The organism is Stenotrophomonas sp. TWI1183, assembly GCF_039673115.1.
In the GTDB taxonomy this organism is placed as follows: Bacteria; Pseudomonadota; Gammaproteobacteria; order Xanthomonadales; family Xanthomonadaceae; genus Stenotrophomonas; species Stenotrophomonas maltophilia_AA.
In genome coordinates, this window is record NZ_JBDJKZ010000001.1 from 100,486 (window position 1) to 122,220 (window position 21,735).

At 68.3% G+C, this 21,735-nt stretch carries 21 protein-coding genes; 5 read left to right on the forward strand and 16 right to left on the reverse strand.

What is annotated here, in order from left to right:
• Positions 1 to 93: 93 nt before the first annotated feature.
• Together ABE434_RS00495 and ABE434_RS00500 are read right to left on the reverse strand one after the other, a co-directional pair.
• On the reverse strand, positions 94 to 1,071 hold the full coding sequence (locus ABE434_RS00495) for a zinc-binding dehydrogenase (protein ID WP_346477384.1): 978 nt from the start codon (positions 1,069 to 1,071) through the stop codon (positions 94 to 96).
• A 50-nt stretch (positions 1,072 to 1,121) separates the two neighbouring features.
• Positions 1,122 to 1,892 (reverse strand): hypothetical protein, encoded by a 771-nt coding sequence (locus ABE434_RS00500; RefSeq protein WP_346477385.1) that lies wholly within the window; start codon positions 1,890 to 1,892, stop codon positions 1,122 to 1,124.
• Positions 1,893 to 2,024: 132 nt separating this feature from the next.
• Here ABE434_RS00500 and ABE434_RS00505 point away from each other — a divergent pair, with 132 nt between their 5' ends.
• Together ABE434_RS00505 and ABE434_RS00510 are read left to right on the forward strand one after the other, a co-directional pair.
• On the forward strand, positions 2,025 to 3,365 hold the full coding sequence (locus tag ABE434_RS00505; protein ID WP_346477686.1) for an Nramp family divalent metal transporter: 1,341 nt from the start codon (positions 2,025 to 2,027) through the stop codon (positions 3,363 to 3,365).
• Between the two features lie 83 nt (positions 3,366 to 3,448).
• On the forward strand, positions 3,449 to 4,282 hold the full coding sequence (locus ABE434_RS00510) for a methyltransferase domain-containing protein (RefSeq protein WP_346477386.1): 834 nt from the start codon (positions 3,449 to 3,451) through the stop codon (positions 4,280 to 4,282).
• Positions 4,283 to 4,317: 35 nt separating this feature from the next.
• On the opposite strand, the gene ABE434_RS00515 is transcribed toward ABE434_RS00510, so the two are convergent.
• From ABE434_RS00515 to cyoA, 7 genes are read right to left on the reverse strand one after another with little or no spacing between them, the layout of a single operon-like run.
• Positions 4,318 to 5,817, reverse strand: coding sequence for an MFS transporter (locus tag ABE434_RS00515; RefSeq protein WP_346477387.1), 1,500 nt, complete (start codon positions 5,815 to 5,817; stop codon positions 4,318 to 4,320).
• Positions 5,818 to 5,854: 37 nt separating this feature from the next.
• Complete coding sequence (locus ABE434_RS00520; protein ID WP_346477388.1) at positions 5,855 to 6,424, reverse strand: SCO family protein; 570 nt, start codon at positions 6,422 to 6,424, stop codon at positions 5,855 to 5,857.
• On the reverse strand, positions 6,421 to 6,903 hold the full coding sequence (locus ABE434_RS00525; protein ID WP_346477389.1) for a copper chaperone PCu(A)C: 483 nt from the start codon (positions 6,901 to 6,903) through the stop codon (positions 6,421 to 6,423). Before ABE434_RS00525 ends, ABE434_RS00520 begins: the two co-directional genes overlap by 4 nt.
• Positions 6,900 to 7,223 (reverse strand): cytochrome o ubiquinol oxidase subunit IV, encoded by a 324-nt coding sequence (gene cyoD, locus ABE434_RS00530; RefSeq protein WP_346477390.1) that lies wholly within the window; start codon positions 7,221 to 7,223, stop codon positions 6,900 to 6,902. Before cyoD ends, ABE434_RS00525 begins: the two co-directional genes overlap by 4 nt.
• The gene (gene cyoC, locus ABE434_RS00535) at positions 7,220 to 7,858 is read right to left on the reverse strand and encodes a cytochrome o ubiquinol oxidase subunit III (RefSeq protein ID WP_346477391.1); all 639 of its coding nucleotides are present in this window, start codon (positions 7,856 to 7,858) and stop codon (positions 7,220 to 7,222) included. Before cyoC ends, cyoD begins: the two co-directional genes overlap by 4 nt.
• Positions 7,855 to 9,834 carry a cytochrome o ubiquinol oxidase subunit I gene (gene cyoB, locus ABE434_RS00540; protein WP_346477392.1) on the reverse strand — a complete coding sequence of 660 codons (1,980 nt, stop codon included), beginning with the start codon at positions 9,832 to 9,834 and terminating at the stop codon, positions 7,855 to 7,857. The genes cyoC and cyoB overlap by 4 nt, the downstream gene beginning before the upstream one ends.
• A gap of 2 nt (positions 9,835 to 9,836) precedes the next feature.
• Positions 9,837 to 10,811 carry a ubiquinol oxidase subunit II gene (gene cyoA, locus ABE434_RS00545; RefSeq protein ID WP_346477393.1) on the reverse strand — a complete coding sequence of 325 codons (975 nt, stop codon included), beginning with the start codon at positions 10,809 to 10,811 and terminating at the stop codon, positions 9,837 to 9,839.
• Positions 10,812 to 11,001: 190 nt separating this feature from the next.
• On the opposite strand from cyoA, the gene ABE434_RS00550 reads away from it, so the two are divergent.
• Positions 11,002 to 12,369, forward strand: coding sequence for a PLP-dependent aminotransferase family protein (locus ABE434_RS00550; protein WP_346477395.1), 1,368 nt, complete (start codon positions 11,002 to 11,004; stop codon positions 12,367 to 12,369).
• A gap of 19 nt (positions 12,370 to 12,388) precedes the next feature.
• Here ABE434_RS00550 and ABE434_RS00555 read toward each other — a convergent pair whose 3' ends face one another.
• The 5 genes from ABE434_RS00555 to ABE434_RS00575 all read right to left on the reverse strand — a co-directional run bounded on the left by ABE434_RS00555 (position 12,389) and on the right by ABE434_RS00575 (position 17,157).
• Positions 12,389 to 12,658, reverse strand: a complete 270-nt coding sequence (locus ABE434_RS00555) for a hypothetical protein (protein ID WP_313212984.1) — start codon at positions 12,656 to 12,658, stop codon at positions 12,389 to 12,391.
• Between the two features lie 81 nt (positions 12,659 to 12,739).
• Complete coding sequence (locus tag ABE434_RS00560; RefSeq protein ID WP_346477396.1) at positions 12,740 to 13,282, reverse strand: hypothetical protein; 543 nt, start codon at positions 13,280 to 13,282, stop codon at positions 12,740 to 12,742.
• A 17-nt stretch (positions 13,283 to 13,299) separates the two neighbouring features.
• A complete protein-coding gene (locus ABE434_RS00565) occupies positions 13,300 to 14,346 on the reverse strand; it encodes a DUF2955 domain-containing protein (RefSeq protein WP_346477397.1) in 1,047 nt (348 codons plus the stop codon).
• Positions 14,343 to 15,473, reverse strand: a complete 1,131-nt coding sequence (locus ABE434_RS00570; RefSeq protein WP_346477398.1) for an HlyD family secretion protein — start codon at positions 15,471 to 15,473, stop codon at positions 14,343 to 14,345. The genes ABE434_RS00565 and ABE434_RS00570 overlap by 4 nt, the downstream gene beginning before the upstream one ends.
• 28 nt (positions 15,474 to 15,501) lie before the next feature.
• The gene (locus ABE434_RS00575) at positions 15,502 to 17,157 is read right to left on the reverse strand and encodes an efflux transporter outer membrane subunit (RefSeq protein WP_346477399.1); all 1,656 of its coding nucleotides are present in this window, start codon (positions 17,155 to 17,157) and stop codon (positions 15,502 to 15,504) included.
• Between the two features lie 51 nt (positions 17,158 to 17,208).
• Between ABE434_RS00575 and ABE434_RS00580 the strand changes: the two genes are divergently transcribed.
• Positions 17,209 to 17,832, forward strand: coding sequence for a TetR/AcrR family transcriptional regulator (locus ABE434_RS00580; RefSeq protein WP_346477400.1), 624 nt, complete (start codon positions 17,209 to 17,211; stop codon positions 17,830 to 17,832).
• Positions 17,833 to 17,927: 95 nt separating this feature from the next.
• Positions 17,928 to 18,620 carry a type 1 glutamine amidotransferase domain-containing protein gene (locus ABE434_RS00585; RefSeq protein WP_346477401.1) on the forward strand — a complete coding sequence of 231 codons (693 nt, stop codon included), beginning with the start codon at positions 17,928 to 17,930 and terminating at the stop codon, positions 18,618 to 18,620.
• A 17-nt stretch (positions 18,621 to 18,637) separates the two neighbouring features.
• On the opposite strand, the gene cueR is transcribed toward ABE434_RS00585, so the two are convergent.
• Together cueR and ABE434_RS00595 are read right to left on the reverse strand one after the other, a co-directional pair.
• Positions 18,638 to 19,138 carry a Cu(I)-responsive transcriptional regulator gene (cueR, locus tag ABE434_RS00590; protein ID WP_346477402.1) on the reverse strand — a complete coding sequence of 167 codons (501 nt, stop codon included), beginning with the start codon at positions 19,136 to 19,138 and terminating at the stop codon, positions 18,638 to 18,640.
• The gene (locus tag ABE434_RS00595) at positions 19,135 to 21,675 is read right to left on the reverse strand and encodes a heavy metal translocating P-type ATPase (protein ID WP_346477403.1); all 2,541 of its coding nucleotides are present in this window, start codon (positions 21,673 to 21,675) and stop codon (positions 19,135 to 19,137) included. Before ABE434_RS00595 ends, cueR begins: the two co-directional genes overlap by 4 nt.
• Between the last annotated feature and the right edge of the window lie 60 nt (positions 21,676 to 21,735).

Genomic DNA, 21,735 nt, shown 5'->3' on the forward strand with positions numbered 1-21,735 from the left:
CAGCTCGCCGCGGCCCCTCACTGTAGGGGCGCGGCCGCACCGGGACTAGCCGCCACAACCGGCATGCAGTCATGAGCCCAGTTCATCAATGGATCAGGGGCGCAGCAACACCTTGCCGTTGCGGCCTGGCTCCAGGCTGGCCTTGGCGGCATCGCCGACCTCATCCAGCCCGAACACGCCGTCCACCGGCAGGCTCAATCCACCGCGGGCGGCCAGCTGCAGCAGTTCGCCGACCAGCCGACGCTTGTCCTCCGGGGCCATGGCCTGGCTGACCTTGCTGCCCCAGAAGCCCTTCACCGTGGCCTGCTTGAAGATCACGTCGCCCGAGCTGAGCTGCATCGGCTCGCCGGTCATCGAGCCGAACGAGACCAGCGTGCCGCCATCGCCGAGCAGCGTCATCAGCTCGCTGCTCGCGCGCCCGCCGACCGAGTCGACCGCGGCGGCGATCGAGGCGCCGCCGGTCGCGGCCTGCACCTGCGCCATCCAATCGGACTGCGCGGTGGAGATCGTGTTCTCGATGCCGAGCCCGCTCATCTCCGCCACGCCCGCGTCGCGCCGCACCAGGTTGATGCAGTGCACGCCGCGCGCCTTGGCCAGCATCGCCAGCGCCTTGCCGACCGCGCCGTTCGCCGCGTTCTGGAGGATCCACTGGCCTTCCTTCACCTGCAGGAATTCCAGCAACATCAGCGCACTCAGCGGCATGGCAATCAGCTGCGCGGCAGTGTTGTCATCGATGCTGTCCGGCATCGGAATGACCATGCGTGCCGGCGCGATGAAGGACGCGGCCCAGGTGCCATGCACCGAGGCGGCGCTGACGCGCTGGCCGATCTTCAGGCCTTCGACGCCCTCGCCCAGCGCGTCGATCACGCCGGTCCCTTCGCTGCCACCGATCGCCGGCAGCTCGGGCTTGTAGCCGTACTGGCCGCGCACGGTCCACAGGTCGTGGTTGTGGATGGGCGCCAGCACGGTGCGGATGCGCACCTCGCCGGCCGCCGGGGTCGGCTGCGGCACGTCGCCGCCGTGCAGTACCTGGGCGGGGTCACCAAAGGTGGTATGGATCGCAGCGCGCATCAGCAACGCTCCTTCTTCACGATGTTCATGGGGGTCTCCTGCAACGGGAATCAACGACGATGACGGTGCGCGGCGGCGATCGCGCGCGGCTGGCGGTACGCGCGTACGCGCAGCCACACGGTCTGGATCACCACGATGATGATCAGCACCAGGGCCAGGGTGGCGATGTTGCCCGCACCCGGCAGGTCCCAACCGGACTGCTTGACGTACATGCCGGCCAGCGCCCAGATCACGGCTGCCGGATAGGCGAAATGCCCGCGCAGCAGCTGGTTGACCACCAGCACCAGCAGCGTGGCCAGGACCAGCAGCACCAGGCTCCAGCCGAGCATGTTGTCGGTCGGCAGCCAGCGGTAGGCGACGATCACCTGCGCGGTGTTGAGGAAGGCGGCCAGCGACAGCCAGCCCGCATGCAGACCGAGCGGATAGGCGGCCCAGGCGCGTTGACCGCCCGGGGCGGTGATCGGCGAGGCGCGGTAGGCGGCCACGATCAGGCAAATCAAGGCCGCCCAGATGATCGCCAGCGCCGGCAGGAACCACTGGTTGGAGAACACCGGCATCCAGGCGGCGGTCAGCGCGAAACCGGCCGCGGCCCACGGGCGCACCCCGGTGATGTCGGGCTTGCGCAGGCGCAGCTGCCAGAACCCGAACAGCACGTCCCACAGGAAGATCACGCCCCAGATCGCGAAGGCGTACCCGGCCGCCACCAGCAGCGTCGGATACTGGTCGGACACTGCGCCGTTGGTCGGGCCGAACATGCCGGTCTGTGAGAGCCACGCCACTACGGGCATCGCCAATGCGGCCAACAACACGATCCAACGCATGCATCCACTCCAGCTGAAAAGAGCGGTGACGATACGCGGTTCAGGGTTAAGACGTTGGGAGACAACACATCGCGGAGGCCGCAGATTGCAAAGACTTACTAACATAGCCTCTGCTATATTGCGGCCGTGGACATTCAACGCCGCCCCGGGAACTCCCCTGCCTGGCCTTCCTCGGCCGGGCACACGCCCAGCCTGGGTGAGATGAACGCCAGCGTGGCGGTGCCCAGCGGCGGCCACTGGTGGTTCCGGCTGCTGGCCTTCCTCGGCCCCGGCTACATGATCTCGGTCGGCTACATGGACCCGGGCAACTGGGCCACGGACATCGCCGGCGGCGCGCAGTTCGGCTATCTGCTGCTGTCGGTGATCCTGCTTTCGAATCTGATGGCGATCGTGCTGCAGGGGCTGTCCGCGCGGCTGGGCATCGCGACCGGGCGCGATCTGGCGCAGGCGTGCCGCGATCACTATTCGCGGCCGGTGAACCTGGGCCTGTGGCTGCTGTGCGAGATCGCGATCATCGCCTGCGACCTGGCCGAGGTGATCGGCACCGCGATCGCGCTGAAGCTGTTGTTCGGCATCCCGCTGCTGGCCGGCGCGATCATCACCGCGGTGGACGTGGTGCTGGTGCTGCTGTTGATGAACCGCGGCTTCCGCGCGCTGGAAGCCTTCGTGATCGCGCTGCTGCTGGTGATCTTCGGCTGCTTCGCGATCCAGATCTTCATCGCCGCCCCCCCGCTGCAGGCCGTGCTGGCCGGCTTCATCCCGCACGCGCAGGTGGTGACCGACCCCAAGGCGCTGTACCTGGCGATCGGCATCATCGGCGCCACCGTGATGCCGCACAATCTGTACCTGCACTCCTCCATCGTGCAGACCCGCGCCTACCCGCGCACCGATGCCGGGCGCCGCAGTGCGCTGCGCTGGGCGGTGACCGACAGCACCATCGCCCTGATGCTGGCGCTCTTCATCAACGCCTCGATCCTGATCCTGGCGGCCGCGGTGTTCCATGCGCACGGCCGTACCGACGTGCAGGAGATCGAGCAGGCATACGAGCTGCTGGCGCCGATGCTCGGCGTAGGGCTGGCCTCCACCCTGTTCGCGGTCGCCCTGCTCGCCTCGGGGATCAACTCGACGGTGACCGCCACGCTGGCCGGGCAGATCGTGATGGAAGGTTTCCTGCGGCTGCGGATTGCCCCGTGGGCACGGCGCCTGATCACCCGTGGCATCGCGATCGTGCCGGTGGTGGTGGTCACCGCGATCTACGGCGAGCAAGGCACCGCGCGGTTGCTGGTGCTGAGCCAGGTGCTGCTGTCGATGCAGCTGCCGTTCGCGGTCGTACCTCTGGTGCGGTTCGTGTCGGACAAGGCCAAGATGGGGGCCCTGGTCGCGCCGCGCTGGCTGATCGCGCTGTCATGGCTGATCGGCGGCCTGATCATCGTCTTGAACGTAAAACTGCTGGTGGATGTGTGGCGGGGCTGAGCATCCCCCCTTGACCTCAACGATGGTTGAGGTGGCACAGTGCGAGCTCCTCATCCCACTGGCAATCCCAGATCGAGCCCGCAATGACCGACACCTCGCAGCATGCGCTATGGAACGGCCCCGCCGGTGAGGCGTGGGTGGAGGCGCAGCGCATTCTCGACCAGATGTTCGCGCCGCTTGCCACCCACCTGGTCGAGGCGATCCCGCCCGGCGACGAACTGCACGTCCTGGATGTGGGCTGCGGGACCGGCGCGGTGGCGCTTGCCATTGCCGGGCCGCTGGGTCCGGATGCTCACGTTACCGGGGTCGACATCTCGGCCCCGATGATCGCGCTGGCGCGTGAGCGCGCGCAACGTGCCGGGCTGGCCGTGGAGTTCATCGTCGCCGACGCGCAGCAGCATGCGTTCGCAGCGGGAAGCCTGGATCGGATCGTGTCGCGCTTCGGGGTGATGTTCTTCGATGATCCCGTGCAGGCTTTCGTGCAGCTGCAGCGGGCGGCGAAATGTGGCGGCGTGCTGCAGGCCCTGGCCTGGCGCGGCCCCGACGAGAACGCCTTCATGACCACGGCCGAGCGCGCGGCCGCACCGTGGTTGACCCTGCCCGCGCGCCAGCCCGGGGGACCGGGGCAGTTCGCGTTCGCCGACCGTGCGCAGGTCGAGCAGATCCTGACAGCCGCGGGCTGGGAGGATGTCGAGATCCTGCCACTGGACGTGGTCTGCCGGATCGACCGTGCGGACCTGGCGACCTACGTGACCTTGCTGGGACCGGTCGGAAGCGCGTTACGGAATGCGCCACTCGATGCGGCGGCACGGTCGCAGGTGATGGACGCGGTACTGCAGGCCTTCGCGCCGTTCGTTGAAGGCGATGCGGTGACGTTCACCGCCGCCTGCTGGGATGTGCGCGCCCGCGCCTGGTAGATCCACGCATTGCGTGGATGCGACCCGCCGGCGCTCTACCCCTGCGAACAGCGCCTCGCCATCAGCGTGTTGGTCAGCAGCATCGCCACCAGTGCGATCGCGGCGGCCGTCACGAACGCATAGGCCGCCCCCTCCGCATACGCATGGCGGGCCAGCCGCGTGAGGCTGTCGCTGGCCGCGCCCTGCACGGACAGCTCGCCCACCACCACGCGCTCGATCAGCGCCGGCGTCCATGCCTGCCCGGCCTCGGTCAGCGCACCGCGGGCGGCGTCACGGACATGGCTGGACAGCACCGCGCCGAGCGTGGCGAACCCGATCAGGATGCCGGAGAAACGCGCGGTGGTACTGATGCCCGAGGCCATGCCGGCGCGGTCCGGCGGGATCCCGCTCATGATCGCCTTCTGCGTTTCGCCATTGAGCAGCCCACCGCCACTGCCGAGCACGGCCATCGCCAGCAGCAGGCCCGCACTGCTGTGCTGCCACAGCGCCACGGCGATGCCGAGGTTGCCGATCACGGCCACGCCCAGGCCGAGCGCCAGGATCTGGCCGGAAGCCCATCGCGTGCCGAGGCGGCGACCGAGGAACGGCAGCAGCAGCATCGCCAGCGCAAACGGCAGCATGTGCACGCCGGCCTGCAGCACGCTGTCGCCGCGGGCGTTCTGCAGCAGCAGCGGCAGCAACGAGGCCATCACCTGTACGCAGGCGGCGTAGGCGAACATCGCCAGCACTGCGCCCACCAGCGCCGGCGCGCGGAACAGGCGCAGGTCGAGCATGGGCTGTGCGCGGCGCTGTTCGACCACGATGAAGCCCGCGCCCAGCACCGTCCCGGCCAGCAGCCACGGCAGCACCGCGGTACTGCCCCAGCCTTCCACCGGCCCACGGATCAGCGCCCAGGTCCACGACAGCATGCTCCCCGCGAACAGCAGCACGCCCGGCACGTCGATGCGGCGGCTGACCGGATCGCGCGATTCCGGCACGAACGCCCACGCCAGGCCGGCCAGCAGCAGGCACAGGGGAAGATTGATATGGAAGGCCCAGCGCCAGCCGAACCAGGTGGCGATGGCGCCGCCGATCAAGGGCGCGAGCACCATGGTCAGGCCCATGATCGCACCCCAGATCGCCCAGGCACGCGCACGCGAGGGGCCGGTCTGGTGCGCATGCCCGATCAACGACAGCGCCGGTGCCAGCATGAACGCGGCCGCCGCGCCCTGCCCGGCCCGTGCCAGGTACAAGGCCATCGCAGTGCCGGCGATGCCGCAGGCCACCGAGGTCAGCGCGAACAGGCTCAAGCCGATCAGGAACAGGCGCCGGCGACCGATGCGGTCGGCCAGCGTGCCCGCCGGCAGCAGCAACGCGGCGAAGCACAGCACGTAGGCACTGACCACCCACTCGATGTCCGCGAAGGAGGCCGACAGATCGCGCGCGATGGTCGGCAGCACCACACCGACCACATTGGTGTCGAGCACGGTGAGCGCGCAGCCGGCCGAGCCGAGCAGCAGCACGGCGTCGGCACGGTGCGGCGCAGTACGGCTCATCGCAGTGCCCGCCCTCGGAACGTGGCCGTCAACGGCCTCATGTGCCAGCCGCCGCCAGCCGATCGCGCAGCTTCTCCACGATCGCCTGCTCGCTCATCGCGTAGCCGTACACATCCTGCAGCTGTCCATCGGCGCCGAGCAGGAACCACGACGCGGTGTGCTCGAAGGTCGCGGCGTCGCCCTCGCCGACCCGGCGATAGCTCACGCCCAGGCTTTCGGCGATGGCACGCGTGCCCGCCTCGTCACCGGCCAGGCCGAGGAAGCCCGGATCGAAGGCGGCCAGGTACTCGCGCAGGTGCGCCGGTGTATCGCGCTGCGGGTCGACCGTCACGAAGACGACCTGCAGCTGCTCTGCCGCCGGGCCCAGGAGGCGCTTGATCTGCACCGCCTTGACCAGGCTCAGCGGGCACACCTCGGGGCAATGGGTAAACCCGAAGAACAGCAGCGTCGGCCTGCCCTGCAGATCCCGGAGGGTCAGCGTGCGGCCGTCGCTGCCCTCCAGCGTCACGGCCGCAAAGGCCGCCTGGCCCATTACCGGTGCCTGGCCGTCCGCGCAGCCGGCCAGCAGCATCAGTGCCAGCAGGCCCGCGGCTAGCCGACGGCTCACTTCGCCGCTCCCTGCGCGACCAAGCCGTCGCGCACGCTGAAGTCCACCGCCTGTTCGGCACCGTGGGCGAACCGGAGTCTGATCCGCACCGTCTGCCCGGCCGACAACGGCCGCTTGGGCTTCAACAGCATGAGGTGATAGCCGCCGGGGTGCAGTGCCACGGTCTGGCCTTCCGGCAAGGCCAGGCCATCGGGCAGCGCTTGCATGCGCATCACTTCACCGTCCATGCGCATGGCATGGATCTGCACCTCGGCGAACGCCGCGGACGAGGCGGACAGCAGCCGGTCCGGCCCGCCACCGTTATGCAGCTGGACATAGCCGGCCGCCACGCTCGCCGCCGGTGGTGGCAGCCGGATCCACGGATCGCTGACCGACACCGTTGCCGCGGCGTGGGTCGGCGCGGCCGCAGCCACCACCGGCATCAGGGGGCTCGTCAACAGCAGCCCGACCAACAGGGCGCCCGTGCGGGACCTGCTCATGGCGTGCCCGACATCTGCATCGGCATCATGTTGAGGTTGGCGTTGTGCATCACCCACAGCGAGCCGGCTACCACGATGGCGATCAGGAAGGCGGTGCACAGGAAGATGCCGGTGTTCTCGCGCTGGCTGCGCCCTGCCCCGATATGCAGGAACAGCACCAGCTGCGCGACCAGCTGCACCACGCACAGCACCACGATCGCGGTCAGCCGCAGCGGCTGCGGTACCAGCCCGGTCATGACCACGGCGAACGAGGCGCCGGTCAGCACCAGGCACAGCAGCAGGCCGAGGATGTAGCCCTTCAGGGTGGCGTGGCCGCTCATACGAACTCCCGCAGGTAGACGAAGGTGAACACACAGATCCAGATCAGATCCAGGAAATGCCAGAACAGGCTCAGGCAGGCCAGGCGGCGGCGCACGATCCCGTCCAGGCCGAACTTCAGCACCTGGTGGATCATGATGGCCAGCCACAGCAGGCCGAAGGTGACGTGCAGGCCGTGCGTGGCCACCAGCGTGAAGTACGCCGACAGATACGCGCTTACGTCCGGGGTGGCGCCTTCATGGATCAGCTCGGCGAACTCATACAGCTCCATGCCGATGAACACCGCACCGAGCACGCCGGTCACGGCCAGCCAGCCCACCACCTGGTTGCGCCTGCCAGCCTGCAGGCCGAGCATCGCCAGGCCGAAGGTGAAGCTGCTGAGCAGCAGCACCACCGTTTCTGAGAGCACGAAGCCCAGCTTGAACAGCTCCTTGCCGCTGGGGCCATCGGCCGTGCCGTTGAGCAGCACGCCGAAGGTGGCGAACAGCACCGCGAAGATCAGGCAGTCGCCCATCAGGTACATCCAGAACCCGACGACGGTCTTGTTGCCGTCGTCGTGGTGCTCGTCGGCGTGGTCGTGATGACCGGCCGCGAGCTGCCCGTGCTGCGTGGCAGCGGTCAGGGTATCGCCGCTCATGCCTTGACTCCTTCCATCTGCGCGAAGTGCGCGTCTTCGATGCGCTTCACCTCGGCGGCGGGCACGTAATAGTCCACGTCACGGTCGTACGAACGCAGCACGAAGGTGGCGATCACACCGATCAGGCCGATGCCGGCCAGCACCCACATGTGCCAGACCAGAGCGAAGCACAGGACCAGGCTGAACACCGAGATCACCACGCCCGCTGCAGTATTGCGCGGCATGTGGATGTCCTCGTAGCTGTCCTGGTGCTGCCAGGCCCGGCCATGCTGCTTGTCGTCCCAGTGCTGTTCCAGCGAGGTGATCGCGGGCAGCTTGGCGAAGTTGTAGAACGGCGGCGGCGAGGACGTGGCCCATTCCAGGCTGCGCGCATTCCACGGGTCGCCGGTGAGGTCCATGTTGGCCTTGCGGTCACGCACGCTGACGTAGAACTGGATGAACATCGCGGCGATACCCGCGGCGATCACCAGCGCACCGATCGCGGCCACGATCAGCCAGGGCTGGTAGCCCTCCACGCCGTAGTGGTTCATGCGGCGGGTCATGCCCTTGAAGCCCAGCACGTACAACGGCATGAAGGCCAGGTAGAAACCGACCAGCCAGCACCAGAACGAAATCTTGCCCCAGCGCTCGTTGAGGGTGAAACCGAACGCCTTCGGGAACCAGAAGCTGATGCCGGCCAGGCAGCCGAACACCACGCCACCGATGATCACGTTATGGAAGTGCGCGATCAGGAACAGGCTGTTGTGCAGCACGAAGTCCGCACCCGGGATCGCCAGCATCACGCCGGTCATGCCGCCCAGAGCAAAGGTGACCATGAAGCCGATCGTCCACAACGTCGAGGAGTGGTAGCGGATCCGGCCGCGGTACATGGTGAACAGCCAGTTGAACAGCTTCACGCCGGTGGGGATCGAGATGATCGAGGTCATGATGCCGAAGAAGGCATTCACGTTCGCGCCCGAGCCCATGGTGAAGAAGTGGTGCAGCCACACGAAGAACGACAGGATGCCGATCGACGAGGTCGCGTAGACCATCGAGCGGTAGCCGAACAGCGGCTTGCCCGAGAACGTGGCGATGATCTCGGAGAACGCGCCGAAGCACGGCAGGATCAGCACGTAGACTTCCGGATGGCCCCAGATCCAGATCAGGTTGACGTACATCATGGCGTTGCCGCCGGCGTCATTGGTGAAGAAATGCATCCCGAAGTAGCGGTCCATGGTCAGCAGCGCCAGGGTCGCGGTCAGCACCGGGAAGATCGCCACGATCAGGATGTTGGTGATCAGCGCGGTCCAGGTGAACACCGGCATCTTCATCAGGTCCATGCCCGGTGCACGCATCTTGAGGATGGTGACGATGAAGTTCAGGCCGGTCAGCGTGGTGCCGATGCCGGAGACCTGCAGTGACCAGATGTAGTAGTCCACGCCCACCGTGGGGCTGTACTCGATCCCGGACAGCGGCGGATAGGCGACCCAGCCGGTCGCAGCGAAATCGCCGACGAACATCGACAGCATCACCAGCACCGCGCCGACCGCCGACAGCCAGAAGCTGAGCGAGTTGACGAACGGGAAGGCGACGTCGCGCGCGCCGATCTGCAGCGGCACCACGATGTTCATCAGGCCCACGATCAGCGGCGTGGCCACGAAGAAGATCATGATCACGCCATGCGCGGTGAAGATCTGGTCGTAGTGTTCCGGCGGCAGGTAGCCGGCACTGTCATTGGCGGCGATGGCCTGCTGGGCACGCATCATCAGCGCGTCGGCGAAGCCGCGCACCAGCATGACCAGGGCCAGGATGATGTACATCACGCCGATCTTCTTGTGGTCCACCGAGGTGATCCACTCGGTCCAGATATAGCCCCACTTCTTGTAATACGTGATGGCCGCGACGATCGCCACGCCCAGCAGCAGCGAGCCCACCAGCGCCGACATGATGATCGGGTCGTGGTAGGGAATCGCTTCGAGGTTCAACTTTCCAAGCACAATCAGTTCTCCGCGGTACGGCTGGCAGACGCGGCCAGGCTTACGAGTTGGGATTTCGCGCCGGGTTCTTCGCCGGGCAGGCAGATCTCGTCATCGGGCATGCCGCCGTAACGGCGCAGGATGCTGTCGAACAGTCCGGTATCCACGCTGGCGAAGCGCTGCATCGGCGCACCGTGGGTCGGCTTCTCCAGTTCGGCCAGGCGGGCCTGGTCCAGGTGCGCGGCGGTGCCACGCGACTGCGCCAGCCACTGCGTGAAGTCCGCCTCGGTCATCACCCGCGCGTCGAATTTCATGTCCGAGAAGCCCGAACCGCTGTAGGCGGACGACATGCCGGTATAGGTGCCCGGCGTATGGCCGATCAGGTGCAGGCGGGTCTGCATCGCGGGCATGGTGTAGACCATGCTGCCCAGCTGCGGCACGAAGAAGGCATTCATCATCGACTCGGAGGTCAGCTTGAACGCCACCGGCGTATCGACCGGCATCACCAGCTCATTGACCGTGGCCACGTTGTGGTCCGGGTAGATGAACAGCCATTTCCAGTTGAGCGAGACCACTTCCACGCGCAGTGCGGGCTTGTCCGACGCGATCGGGCGGTAGGGATCCAGTGCGTGGGTGCTCTTCCAGATCAACACGCCGAGCACGACCACGATCAGGCACGGAATCGTCCACACCACCACTTCGATCGCGGTGGAATGCGACCAGGTCGGCGCGTACGTGGCGCTCTTGTTCGATTCGCGGTAGTGCCACGCGAAGTACAGCGTGAGGATGATCACCGGGATCACCACCAGCAGCATCAGGCCGGTGCAGACCAGGATCAGCTGCATTTCCTGCTCGGCGATGCTGCCCATGGGGTTGAACAGCTCCAGGTTCTTGCACCCTGTGAGCAGTGGCAGCAGCGCTGCCAGGCCGAACCAGCGTCCGGCGCGGGCTCGACCGGCCGGGGTGGCGCGGCGAGCGGGATGTGTAGCGGGGTTCATGCGTGACGGCCCTTCCAACGCAGTGCCGGGCCGGGCGGCCCGGATCATGAAAAGTGGCGAACACCCCCCTGCATGACCGATATGCATGGGGGGTGCCCGCCGCAGCCGCGTACGTTAGGCAACGACATGATCCATACATGATGCGACACACTGTCGCAGCCCGGCCCAGCGCCGCGCGTACCATGCGCGCATGGAATGGAGCCCCCTCATCGCCGACGGCCACGGGCCGGTCTACCTGCGCATCGTGCAGGCGCTGGAACGTGCGGTCTGGTCGGGTGCGCTGCGCCCCGGTGAGCGCCTGCCCGCACAGCGCGCGCTCGCCGCCGAACTCGGCGTGGACCTGACCACCATCACCCGCGCCTTCACCGAGGCACGCAAGCGCGGTCTGATCGATGCGCGCGGCCCGCTCGGCTCGTTCGTCGCACCTCCGCAGGTGGAGCTCACCCAGCTGGTCGACCTGAGCATGAACCTGCCGCCCAGCCCCGGCGGCGGCCAGGTTGCCGACGTGTTGCGGCGTGGCCTGTCGTCCGTGCTGACCCGCAGCGATGCGGACAACCTGATGACGTATCACGTGGGCGGCGGCAGCCGCGCCGATCACCGGGCGGCCCAGCACTGGCTCAAGCCGATCCTCGGCAAGGTCGATGCCGATACCGTGGTCGTCACCGAAGGCGCGCAGGCGGCGCTGTCGGCCCTGCTGCTGGCGTTGACCGACGCCGGCGACACGATCCTCTGCGAGCCCCTGGTCTATCCGGGACTGCTGCACGCCGCGCGGGTGCTGGAGCGACGGCTGCACGTCGTCGAGTGCGACGCGCACGGCATGCGTCCGGACGCGCTGGCGCGCGCCGCGAAGCAGCAGGGCGCACGGCTGATCTACCTCAACCCGACCGCGCAGAACCCGACCGCCCACACGATGCCGCAGGCACGCCGCGAGGCGCTGGCCCAGGTGATCCGCGCGCAGGACCTGCGACTGATCGAAGACGATCCGTACTGGCTGCTGGTCGACGACGCCCCTGCCCCGCTCGCGCTGCTGGCGCCACGGCACACCTGCTACATCTCCACCCTCTCCAAGTGCCTGAGCCCGGGACTGCACACCGGTTTCGTGCGCCTGCCCGACGGCCTGGACCGGCAGCCGGTGCTCGATGCCCTGCGCGCGGTCAACCTGATGGCGCCGCCGCTGATGAATGCCCTGGTGACGCAGCTGATCCTGGACGGCTCCGCGCAGGCGATGCTGACGCTGGTGCAGGAAGAAGCGGCCGAGCGCCGCTACCTGGCGCAGTCGGCGTTGTCGCCGCGCTTCCTGCAGCACTGCGCGGGCGTGCATGCGTGGTGCCGGCTGCCCGCGCACTGGACCGATGCCAGCCTGACCCACGCCGCGCGGCTGCAGGGCCTGGGCATCGCACCGTCGTCGGCGTTCACGCCTGAAGGCGTGGCGATCAACGATGCGGTGCGGATTTCATTGGGCGCGGCCGCCCATCGGCAGGAACTGCACCGGGCACTGCGCCAGCTGGATCAGCTGATGCATGTGGCGGCGGCGGAACGCCCGGGCTGGACGGTCTGAGTCCAGCCCCTTGGCACCCTCAGCCGGACACGGCCTTGGCTTGCTTCCAGACCGCTTCAAACTGGCTGGCGGTGATGCTGTCATCCGAATCCAGGTCCAGCCAGGACAAGGGCTGATCGGACAGCGGGAAGCGTTCGTCGGCCTGCCCGGATTTGTCGGCCCAGACCAGCACGCTGCGATAGCTTTCGACCTGGCGGACGATCACATCGCCCTGCGCCTCGAGGTAGATCGTGCCGTTGCCGATCTCGGATTCCGCGGGGTGTTTGTAGTATTTCCGGGGCGTGCTCATGGCGGGGTCTGGATCTGGCGATGAAATGGGGCCGGGGAATATACCGTGATCCCCCGGCCACCGGGGGCCTGCCGTGGCCGCTCACGACGGCGGAAACACCGCTTTGGCGTCGCGGACGAACAGGGACCGCAGCTTGTCCCAGAAGTCGCCGCCCAGCAGGAACAGGCTGACCACCAGCAGCAGATCACCGCTCATGGCGACCAGGTGCGGGTGCTGCATGCGCAGCGAACCGGTCTGCGGCGCGACGTACGGCCCGATCGAGCTCAGCACGATGACCGCGATGAACAGGATCAGCCCGATCCTATACCGCACTGGGCTGACCTGGGCGGCCGGCGCGAAGCGGCGGAGGTGCCCGCCGATCAGCGACTTGAGATAGGCGAACCCGGGCTTGCCCATGATCGCCACTGCAAGCACCAGGAACAGCTTGGGGAACCCAAGGAGCAGCACCCCGTTGAGCGTGGCCTTCAGCCCATCGGACAACGTAGAGGCCTCCACCAGAGGCATCAGGCCCAGGCCGAGTATCCATCCCACGATCCAGACCGCGACACCCAGGATCAATCGCCGCCGCTGGCGTGGATCGGAGGGCTGCACACCGGGAACCTGGGGCGAATCGAGGGTGGTCATGGCGATGCTCCTCGCGCTCAGCGCGGATGGGGGGACGCGGAAGGGGATGGGGACGGCGCGGCCGCGCGGGGCAGCCAGCGCCAGAGCAGGTGCATCAGGGTCAGCGTGACCGCGCCGGCCAGCGCGAACTGGGTCAGGCGGGTGAGCCAGACCATGACCGAGGTCGGGCCAGTGGCCAGCGCCGTACCGAAAATGATCAGTGCCGCGTTGCAGGCCACCAGCGCGACGGCGCCGACCGCCCCGCCAGCGCTGATCCAGTGTCCGAAGCCGATCATGACCAGCAGCAGCAACAGGCTCAGGAACAGCAGGTTCGGGGTGCTCAGCAACGCGAGGTGCAGGCACCACCCCAGCAGCCCACCCGCCAGGTTCCCGAGCACCAGCGCGAGCGCATGCCGTGCGCTGCGTTGCGTCTCGAAATTGATCACCAGCATCACCGTGGTGACGATCACCGGCAGCGCATCGACCAGCCCCAGCAGCAGATAGACCAGCAGGACAGGCAGCAGCACCAGAGTCGAGACGATCGCCAGCGCGAGTGGCGAGCCCGGCAATGATCCGGCCGGTGGAGGCGCCGATGGCGCAGGCAGCGCAGGCCACAGCGCATGAACCCCCAGCATCAGCACCACCGCCAGCGCCATGCCCCGTATCAGCGCCCAGGGCAACACCGCGGCCTGCGCCGGTGCGGTCAACACCACCACCGGGATCACCGCAAGGCAGATCAGCAGCAGCATCGCCGGCAGCCGCGCGCGGCCGAGCAGCAGGCCGAGGAAGGCGAGGAACATGCCGAGCAGGGTCAGCCCGAACAACACGATGGGCGTCCCACGCAACAGCGACGCCAGCAGGTACGGAACCCAGGCCACGACCGTCATCACCACCACCAGGCCCAGCGCCATGCGTGGCGTCGGCCGCACCGGCAGACTCGCCAGCAGCACCGCGACCAGGACCGCCGCGAGGAAGCTCGGCCACCACTGCATCACCTCACCGATGACGAACGCGGCGGTGACCGCGACGGCGAAGCGCAGCACGCCGTGCAGCCGGATCGTGGTCGCGCTGGAGGAGGCGTTCATTGCAGGTAGCTCAACTGCGCGGCCAGCCATATCCATGCCCGGGCCAGCGGATTGAGCAGCGAACGCTCGGCCGTCAGCACCACGACGCTGGCCTGCGCACCACTCCGCCCCGGCAGTCGCGCGGTCGGTTCCGTGGGCGGGTCAAGCACGATGCGCACGGGGAATCGCTGGGGTTCGCGCAGCCACCCGGTAGGCGCGGTGACCGTCGGCAGCTCACCGGTCGGCACTTCGCCGCCGCGCGCAATGCCCTCGCCGATGCTCTCCACGCGCCCGCCGAATACCTGCCCCGGTCGGTCATCGAAGGCCACATAGGCCCGGTTCCCGGGTGCGATGCGACCCAACTGGTTCTCGCGCATGGGCGCGGTGACCCAGCGCGGCCCGTCGCCGATGAACCCCAGCACGGGTTGGCCGCGGCCGACGAACTGGCCCGGCGCCAGCCGCAGATTGCTGATGGCGCCGGCCGCCGGCGCAACCACCGTGGCATGGCGCAGGTCCAGCGCGGCCTGGTCGACGACAGCCATCGCCTGGAGCACCTGTGGAGAGCCGCCCTCACCACTGCCCAGGCGGATCCGCGCACGCTCGGCCTCGGCCTCGGCGCGCTGGATCTCCGCGCGTGTGCGCGCGATGTCACTGCGGGCGCGGATCGCCGAGGTTTCGGACAAGGCGCGCTTGGCGGCGAGGTCCAGCACGATCCGGCCCAACTGCTGGCTGCTGGCCAGCTCCACCCGCTGGCGCTGCAGCTGCGCAGTGGCGACGCGCATGTCCGCGGCCGTCGCCTCCATTCCCTGCTGGACGACCGCCAGATTGGCCTGGGCCGCGCGCAGCGCGATTTCAAACGGCAGCGGATCCAGACGGAACAGCACCTGGCCGGCACGCACCGGATGGTTGTCGCGCACCTCCACAGTCACCACCGGCCCGCTCACTTCCGGCGCGATCTGGACCAGGAAGCCGTCCACGGTGGCCTGCGAGGTATAAGGGGTGAAGCGGTCGGCGACGAGGTGATAGACGAACACGAGCAACAGCAGCGCCAGTACGCCCTGCACGATCCGCCGAAGCGGCGGCCGCGCTGTCGGCGTTGCGCCGGTTCCGGCCTCCGTCGGGTCTGCTGCTGTCGTCTGGTTCTGCATCGTGCCCTCTCCTGGTGTGTCGAAGGTGTCAGCGCGGCGGGACGGAAACCGATGACCGACTGGCCATCTCCCGGTTTCCCCCCTCCCCGCCCAGGGCCTGATACAACGCGACGCTTGCCCGGTAGCGGTCACCGCGTGCGCTGCTCAGCGCCAGCTCGGCGGAGAACAGCCCGCGTTCGGTATCGAGCACCTCCAGGTAATCCGCGTAGCCGTTGTCATAGCGCTCGCCGGCCAGGGCAACCGCACGTCGCAATGCGTGCACCCGCCGTTCCAGCGACGCCACCAGGTCGGTCTTCGACTGGATGGCGGCCAGGGCGTCGTCGACGTCACGGAACGCGTTCTGGATCGTGCGCTGGTAGTCCAGCACCGCCTGCACGTTGCGGGCCTGCGCCTGTCTGTTTGCCGCATCGATGGCACCGCCGGCGAAGATCGGCCCCAGCAGCTGGCCAACGAAGGACCACGTACGCGACGGACCACTGAACAGATCATCCAGTGCCGCACTGGCACGACCGCCCTGCCCGGTCAGTGACAGGGACGGAAAATACAATGCCCGGGCCACCTGGATACGCGCATGCGCAGCCACCAGTTGCTGCTCGCTCTGCAGGATGTCCGGTCGCCGCGCGAGCAGATCGGAGGGCAGTCCTGCCGGTGGCACCGGCGGCTGCAGGGTCTGCAGGGTGCCGCCACGCGCGATCGGGCCGGGATTGCGTCCGACCAGGACCGACAACGCGTTCTCCTGCCCGGCCAGCGCCTGCTGCAGTTCCGGCACGGCCGCCACGGCGCTTTCGTACTCGGCGCTGACCTGCAGCATCTCGAACTCGGACAGTGCGCCGCCGTCCAGGCGCAGCTGGAAGAGCGCCACGCTCGCGCGGCGGCCGGCCACGGTGGCGTTGGCGATCTCCAGGCGTCGATCCAGATCGAGCAGGGTGATGTAGCCGGCCACCACCGAGGCGACCACGCTCAACGCCACGCCCCGGCGCGCCTGTTCGCTGGCCATCAACTCGGCACGTGCGGCGTCCTGCTCGCTGCGCAGGCGCCCCCAGAGATCGAGCTCCCAACTGGCGAACAGGCCCACCGCGTGCGTGCCGGATGCGCCGATCCCCGGCGCACGCTGACGGCCCGAGCTGACGCCGTAGCCCAGCTGCGGCAACGCGGCCGACCGGGCGGCCGTGACCCGCGCGGCGAACTCGTCCACCCGCGCCACCGCGATGCCCAGATCGTGATTGGCGCGCAACGCTTCATCGACGAGCGCATCCAGCTGCGCATCGCCGAAGCCCTGCCACCAAGGGGCCAGCGCGTCGAGCGAAGGTCCGTCCGCCGATGCCGATGCGATCCCGTGCAGCCGGTAGGCGGCAGGCACCTCGACGGTGGGCCGCACGTAGGCGGGCGTGGACATGCATCCGCTCGTTGCCAGCACACCGAGCAGCGCCGCGCCGCAGACGCCGGTGGCAGACCGTGCACGCGACAGCACGCAGACCGTCCGTGCAGCCGATGCCGCGCGCGGAGAGATCACTGACTGCGGGCACGTCATGGCGGCACCCTGTGTCTGGAGGGGATGGCGGATCAAACGATCCTCAGGCGCGTGCACCTTGCATCCCCCGGGTGCCCCTGCCTTCCGCGCATCATGCGCCCGGACGGGAGGGTTGGATCTCAGTATTTCTACCGTTCCGCGCAAGACGGGCATCGCCTTACCCGGCACTAGACGACCGGTCTAATCAGGCGTACAGTCCCTCCCATGACCTCCGCCTCCGCCTCCGCCTCCGCCTCCGCCTCCGCCACCTCCCCCGTCCGTGACACGATCCTGGCCACCGGCCAGCGGATCATGGGCGCCAAGGGCTTCTCCGCCGTCGGCCTCAATGAAGTGCTCGCGGCGGCAGGCGTCCCCAAGGGCTCGTTCTACCACTACTTCGCCTCCAAGGAGGCGTTCGGCGAGGCGCTGCTGGAGGACTACTTCAGCGCGTACCTCGCCAACATGGACCGCATCTTCCGGCAGCCGGGCCAGACCAAGGCCGAGCAACTGGAGGCGTATTTCGCTGCGTGGCAGGACAGCCAGTCGTTCGAGGATTGCCAGGGCAAGTGCCTGGCGGTGAAGCTCGGTGCGGAAGTCGCCGACCTGTCCGAGCCCATGCGGGCCGCCCTGCAGCGCGGCACCACCGGGATCACCGATCGTCTGGCGCGGGCGCTTGAAGCGGGCGTCGCCGACGGATCGGTGACGCTCCAGGACCCGCCCGATGCGGTGGCGCGGCGCCTGTACCAGCTGTGGCTGGGCACCAGCATCATGGTCAAGATCGCCCGCACGACCCGCCCCTTCGACGATGCCGTGGCGTTGACCAGCCGCCTTCTGCATACCGCCCCCTGACAAAGGGATGTCTCACACACGCCGGCATCGGCGTGTCTTTCTCGGCCCCATCACTAGACGACCAGTCTAATCAAGCACCCACAGGAGTATCACCCATGAAAGTCCTCATCGTATTGACGTCCCACGACGAACTCGGCAATACCGGCAAGAAGACCGGCTTCTGGCTGGAAGAGCTGGCCGCGCCCTACTACACCTTCAAGGATGCCGGCGCCGAGATCGTGCTGGCCTCGCCCAAGGGCGGGCAGCCGCCGCTGGATCCCAAGAGCAACGAACCCGACTTCAAGACCGACGCCACGCGCCGTTTCGAAGCCGATGCGGACGCCAACGCACAGCTGGCCGACACCGTGCGCCTGGACAGCGTCTCGCAGGCCGACTTCGATACCGTGTTCTATCCCGGCGGTCATGGCCCGCTGTGGGACCTGGCCGAAGACAGCCACTCCATCGCGCTGATCGAAGCCTTCATCGCCGCCGGCAAGCCGGTTGCGCTGGTCTGCCATGCCCCCGGCGTGCTGCGTCACGTCAAGAGCACCGAGGGCGCCCCGCTGGTCCAGGGCAAGAAGGTCACCGGCTTCACCAACACCGAGGAAGCCGGCGTCGGCCTGACTGACGTGGTGCCCTTCCTGGTCGAAGACATGCTCAAGGCCGCGGGTGGCGACTACTCGCAGGGCCCGGACTGGGGCTCGTACGTGGTCAGCGATGGGCTGCTGATCACCGGCCAGAATCCGGCCTCGTCCGCCGAAGCCGCGGCCGTGCTGTTGCAGAAGCTCGCCTCCGCGAACCAGGCCTGATCACCGGCCAACGTCACTTAGCCGCGTGGCTTCCGTGCCGATATCCCGCGTGAGGACACGGGGGTATCGGCCCCGAACAACGGCGTCCGGCGTGCCTTCCTCGACGCCGGCGCGTCCGATGCGCCGGCAACGGGCTCGGCCAGATCGGCGATGATCGGGCAATCCGGACGGTCATTGCCATGGCAGTGCTCTGCCAGATGCTCCAGGGTCTGCACCATCGCCTGCAGCTCGGCGATCTTGGCCTTCAACCCGCCCACGTGGGACAGCGCCACCGCCTTGACGTCGGCACTGGCGCGCTCGCGGTCCTGCCACAGCACCAGCAGTTCGCCGATCTGCTCGACCGAGAAACCCAGATCGCGTGCGCGCCGGATGAAGCGCAGGCTGTGCGCGTCCTGCGGGCTGTAATGCCGGTAACCCGCCTCCGAGCGGGCCGCCGGAGGGATCAGCCCGATCTGCTCGTAGTAGCGGATCATCTTGGCCGACACGCCCGAGAACGTCGCTGCCTCCCCGATATTCATCGTACGGTCCTCATCGCGCCGGCCTCCACGCCGGTATCCAGCGTATCGGCCTGCATCGGTGCATGGAAGCGCTTGAGCCGCAGCGCGTTGCCGAGCACGAACACGCTGGACAGGGCCATCGCCGCCGCGGCGAAGATCGGCGAGAGCAGCGTGCCGTTGAACGGGTACAGCAGGCCCGCAGCCACCGGGATCAGCACCGCGTTGTAGGCGAAGGCCCAGAACAGGTTCTGCTTGATGTTGCGGATGGTCGCCTTGCTCAGTGCGATGGCATTGGGCACGCCACGCAGGTCGCCGGACATCAGCACCACGTCGGCAGCCTCGATCGCCACATCCGTGCCGGTACCGATCGCCAGGCCGACATCCGCCTCGGCCAGGGCCGGTGCGTCGTTGATGCCGTCGCCGACGAAGGCCACCTTGGCGCCGCCCGCGCGGAAACGCTTCAAGGCCGCGACCTTGCCGTCCGGCAGCACTTCGGCCGCTACTTCATCGATGCCGAGCTGGCGGGCGATCGCCGCGGCGGTGGCGGCATTGTCGCCGGTGATCATCGCCACCTTCAGGCCGAGCGCGTGCAGCGCCTGGATCGCGGCCGGCGTGCTCTCCTTGATCGGATCGGCCACTGCGATCACGGCCGCCAGACGACCATCGATGGCGGCATACAACGGGCTCCTGCCCTGCTCGCCCAGCTGCTGGGCGGTGGCGCGGAAGGCGGCGACATCCAGGCCGAGCTGGGTCATGTAGCGGTCCGCGCCGACTGCGACGCTGCGGCCGCCGACCTGCGCCGACACGCCGAAGCCGGGCACGGCCTCGAAACTCTCGATCGGGGCCAGTGCAAGACCGCGCGCCTTGGCGGCCGCCACGATGGCTTCGGCGATCGGGTGCTCGGAACGGGTCTCCACTGCAGCGACCAGCGCCAACACCTCATCCGCCGTGAAACCGGCGGCCGGCTCCAGGTCGGTCAGTTCAGGACGGCCCTTGGTCAGCGTGCCGGTCTTGTCCAGCGCAATCACGCTCACATCGCGCAGGGCCTGCAGGGCTTCGCCCTTGCGGAACAACACACCCAGTTCGGCGGCGCGACCGGTGCCGACCATGATCGAGGTCGGCGTCGCCAGCCCCATCGCACAGGGGCACGCGATGATGAGCACCGCGACGGCATTGACCAGCGCGAAGGTCAGCGCCGGCGCGGGGCCGAACACCAGCCAGACCAGGAAGGTGAGCGCGGCCGCGGCCATCACCGCCGGCACGAACCACATCGTCACCTTGTCGACCAGCGCCTGGATCGGCAGCTTGGAGCCCTGCGCCTGCTCGACCAGACGGATGATCTGCGCGAGCACGGTGTCACCGCCCACCTTGGTGACACGGAAGCTGAAGGCACCGGTCGTGTTGAGGGTGCCACCGACGACCTCGGCACCCACCGCCTTGGCGACCGGCACCGGCTCGCCGGTGATCATGCTTTCGTCCACGTACGAGGATCCCTCGACCACCGCACCGTCCACCGGCACCTTCTCGCCCGGGCGGACCAGCACGATGTCGCCGCGCGTGACCTGCTCGAGCGGCACTTCGACGGTGTCAGCGCCGCGCTGCACGCGCGCGGTCCGCGCCTGGAGCCCGACCAGGCGCTTGATCGCCTGTGAGGTGCGGCCCTTGGCCCGCGCCTCCAGCGTGCGGCCGAGCAGGATCAGGGTCACGATCACCACGGCCGCTTCGAAGTAAACGTTGGCGGTTCCCGGCGGAAGTGCGCCCGGCGCGAAGGTGGCGACGACCGAGTAGCCATAGGCGGCCGCAGTGCCCAGCGACACCAGCGAGTTCATGTCCGGCGCGCCGCGCAGCAGTGCCGGCACGCCCTTGCGGAAGAAACGCAGGCCAGGCCCGAACAGCACCAGCGTGGCCAATGCGAACTGCAGATACCAGCTGGTCTGCATTCCCAGGGTGTGCATCACCCAGTGGTGCATGGCTGGCACCAGGTGCGAGCCCATTTCCAGGATGAACACCGGCAGGGTCAGCGCGGCGGCGAGCATCAGGGAACGGCGCAGCGCGCGCGCTTCCCCTTCGCGGCGTTCCTCCTCCTGGTCGCCGGCCGCGGCGGTGCTGACGGTGACGGCGCGCGCGGTATAGCCGGCCTTTTCCACGGCGGCCTCGAGATCGGCAACGGACACGGTGCCCGCCAGATGGCGTACCTGGGCGCGCTCGGTGGCGAGGTTGACGCTGGCGGCGATCACGCCGGGCACCTGCGCGAGGCTGCGTTCGACGCGGCCGACACAGGAGGCGCAGGTCATGCCCTCGATGCTCAGTTCGGTGCTGTCTTCCCGCACGGTGTAGCCCGCACTCTCGATGGCGCGTACGGCGGCCAGGGGATCGGCCGCGCCGATGAAACCGAGGTCGGCGCGCTCGGTGGCGAGGTTGACGGAGGCGCTCATCACGCCGGGCACGGCGGTCAGCGCACGCTCGACCCGGCCCACGCACGAGGCACAGGTCATGCCCTCGATGGGCAGGCTCAGGCGGCTGATCGGCGCACCGGACCGGGAAGCAATGGAAGACATGGGGACAGTCCTTGGGGTGAGGTTACCTGCCACCCTAAAGGTTCCCATCATGGGAAGGTC

Bases quoted from the DNA above. Each gene is read 5' to 3' on its own strand.
- ABE434_RS00495 (WP_346477384.1), bottom strand. From the start codon at position 1,071: ATGCGCGCTGCGATCCATACCACCTTTGGTGACCCCGCCCAGGTACTG.
- ABE434_RS00585 (WP_346477401.1), top strand. From the start codon at position 17,928: ATGAAAGTCCTCATCGTATTGACGTCCCACGACGAACTCGGCAATACC.
- cyoA (WP_346477393.1), bottom strand. From the start codon at position 10,811: ATGAACCCCGCTACACATCCCGCTCGCCGCGCCACCCCGGCCGGTCGA.
- ABE434_RS00580 (WP_346477400.1), top strand. From the start codon at position 17,209: ATGACCTCCGCCTCCGCCTCCGCCTCCGCCTCCGCCTCCGCCACCTCC.
- ABE434_RS00515 (WP_346477387.1), bottom strand. From the start codon at position 5,817: ATGAGCCGTACTGCGCCGCACCGTGCCGACGCCGTGCTGCTGCTCGGC.
- ABE434_RS00575 (WP_346477399.1), bottom strand. From the start codon at position 17,157: ATGCCCGTCTTGCGCGGAACGGTAGAAATACTGAGATCCAACCCTCCC.
- ABE434_RS00565 (WP_346477397.1), bottom strand. From the start codon at position 14,346: ATGAACGCCTCCTCCAGCGCGACCACGATCCGGCTGCACGGCGTGCTG.
- cyoD (WP_346477390.1), bottom strand. From the start codon at position 7,223: ATGAGCGGCCACGCCACCCTGAAGGGCTACATCCTCGGCCTGCTGCTG.
- ABE434_RS00525 (WP_346477389.1), bottom strand. From the start codon at position 6,903: ATGAGCAGGTCCCGCACGGGCGCCCTGTTGGTCGGGCTGCTGTTGACG.
- ABE434_RS00555 (WP_313212984.1), bottom strand. From the start codon at position 12,658: ATGAGCACGCCCCGGAAATACTACAAACACCCCGCGGAATCCGAGATC.
- ABE434_RS00595 (WP_346477403.1), bottom strand. From the start codon at position 21,675: ATGTCTTCCATTGCTTCCCGGTCCGGTGCGCCGATCAGCCGCCTGAGC.
- cueR (WP_346477402.1), bottom strand. From the start codon at position 19,138: ATGAATATCGGGGAGGCAGCGACGTTCTCGGGCGTGTCGGCCAAGATG.
- ABE434_RS00550 (WP_346477395.1), top strand. From the start codon at position 11,002: ATGGAATGGAGCCCCCTCATCGCCGACGGCCACGGGCCGGTCTACCTG.
- ABE434_RS00500 (WP_346477385.1), bottom strand. From the start codon at position 1,892: ATGCGTTGGATCGTGTTGTTGGCCGCATTGGCGATGCCCGTAGTGGCG.
- ABE434_RS00570 (WP_346477398.1), bottom strand. From the start codon at position 15,473: ATGCAGAACCAGACGACAGCAGCAGACCCGACGGAGGCCGGAACCGGC.
- ABE434_RS00560 (WP_346477396.1), bottom strand. From the start codon at position 13,282: ATGACCACCCTCGATTCGCCCCAGGTTCCCGGTGTGCAGCCCTCCGAT.
- ABE434_RS00510 (WP_346477386.1), top strand. From the start codon at position 3,449: ATGACCGACACCTCGCAGCATGCGCTATGGAACGGCCCCGCCGGTGAG.
- cyoC (WP_346477391.1), bottom strand. From the start codon at position 7,858: ATGAGCGGCGATACCCTGACCGCTGCCACGCAGCACGGGCAGCTCGCG.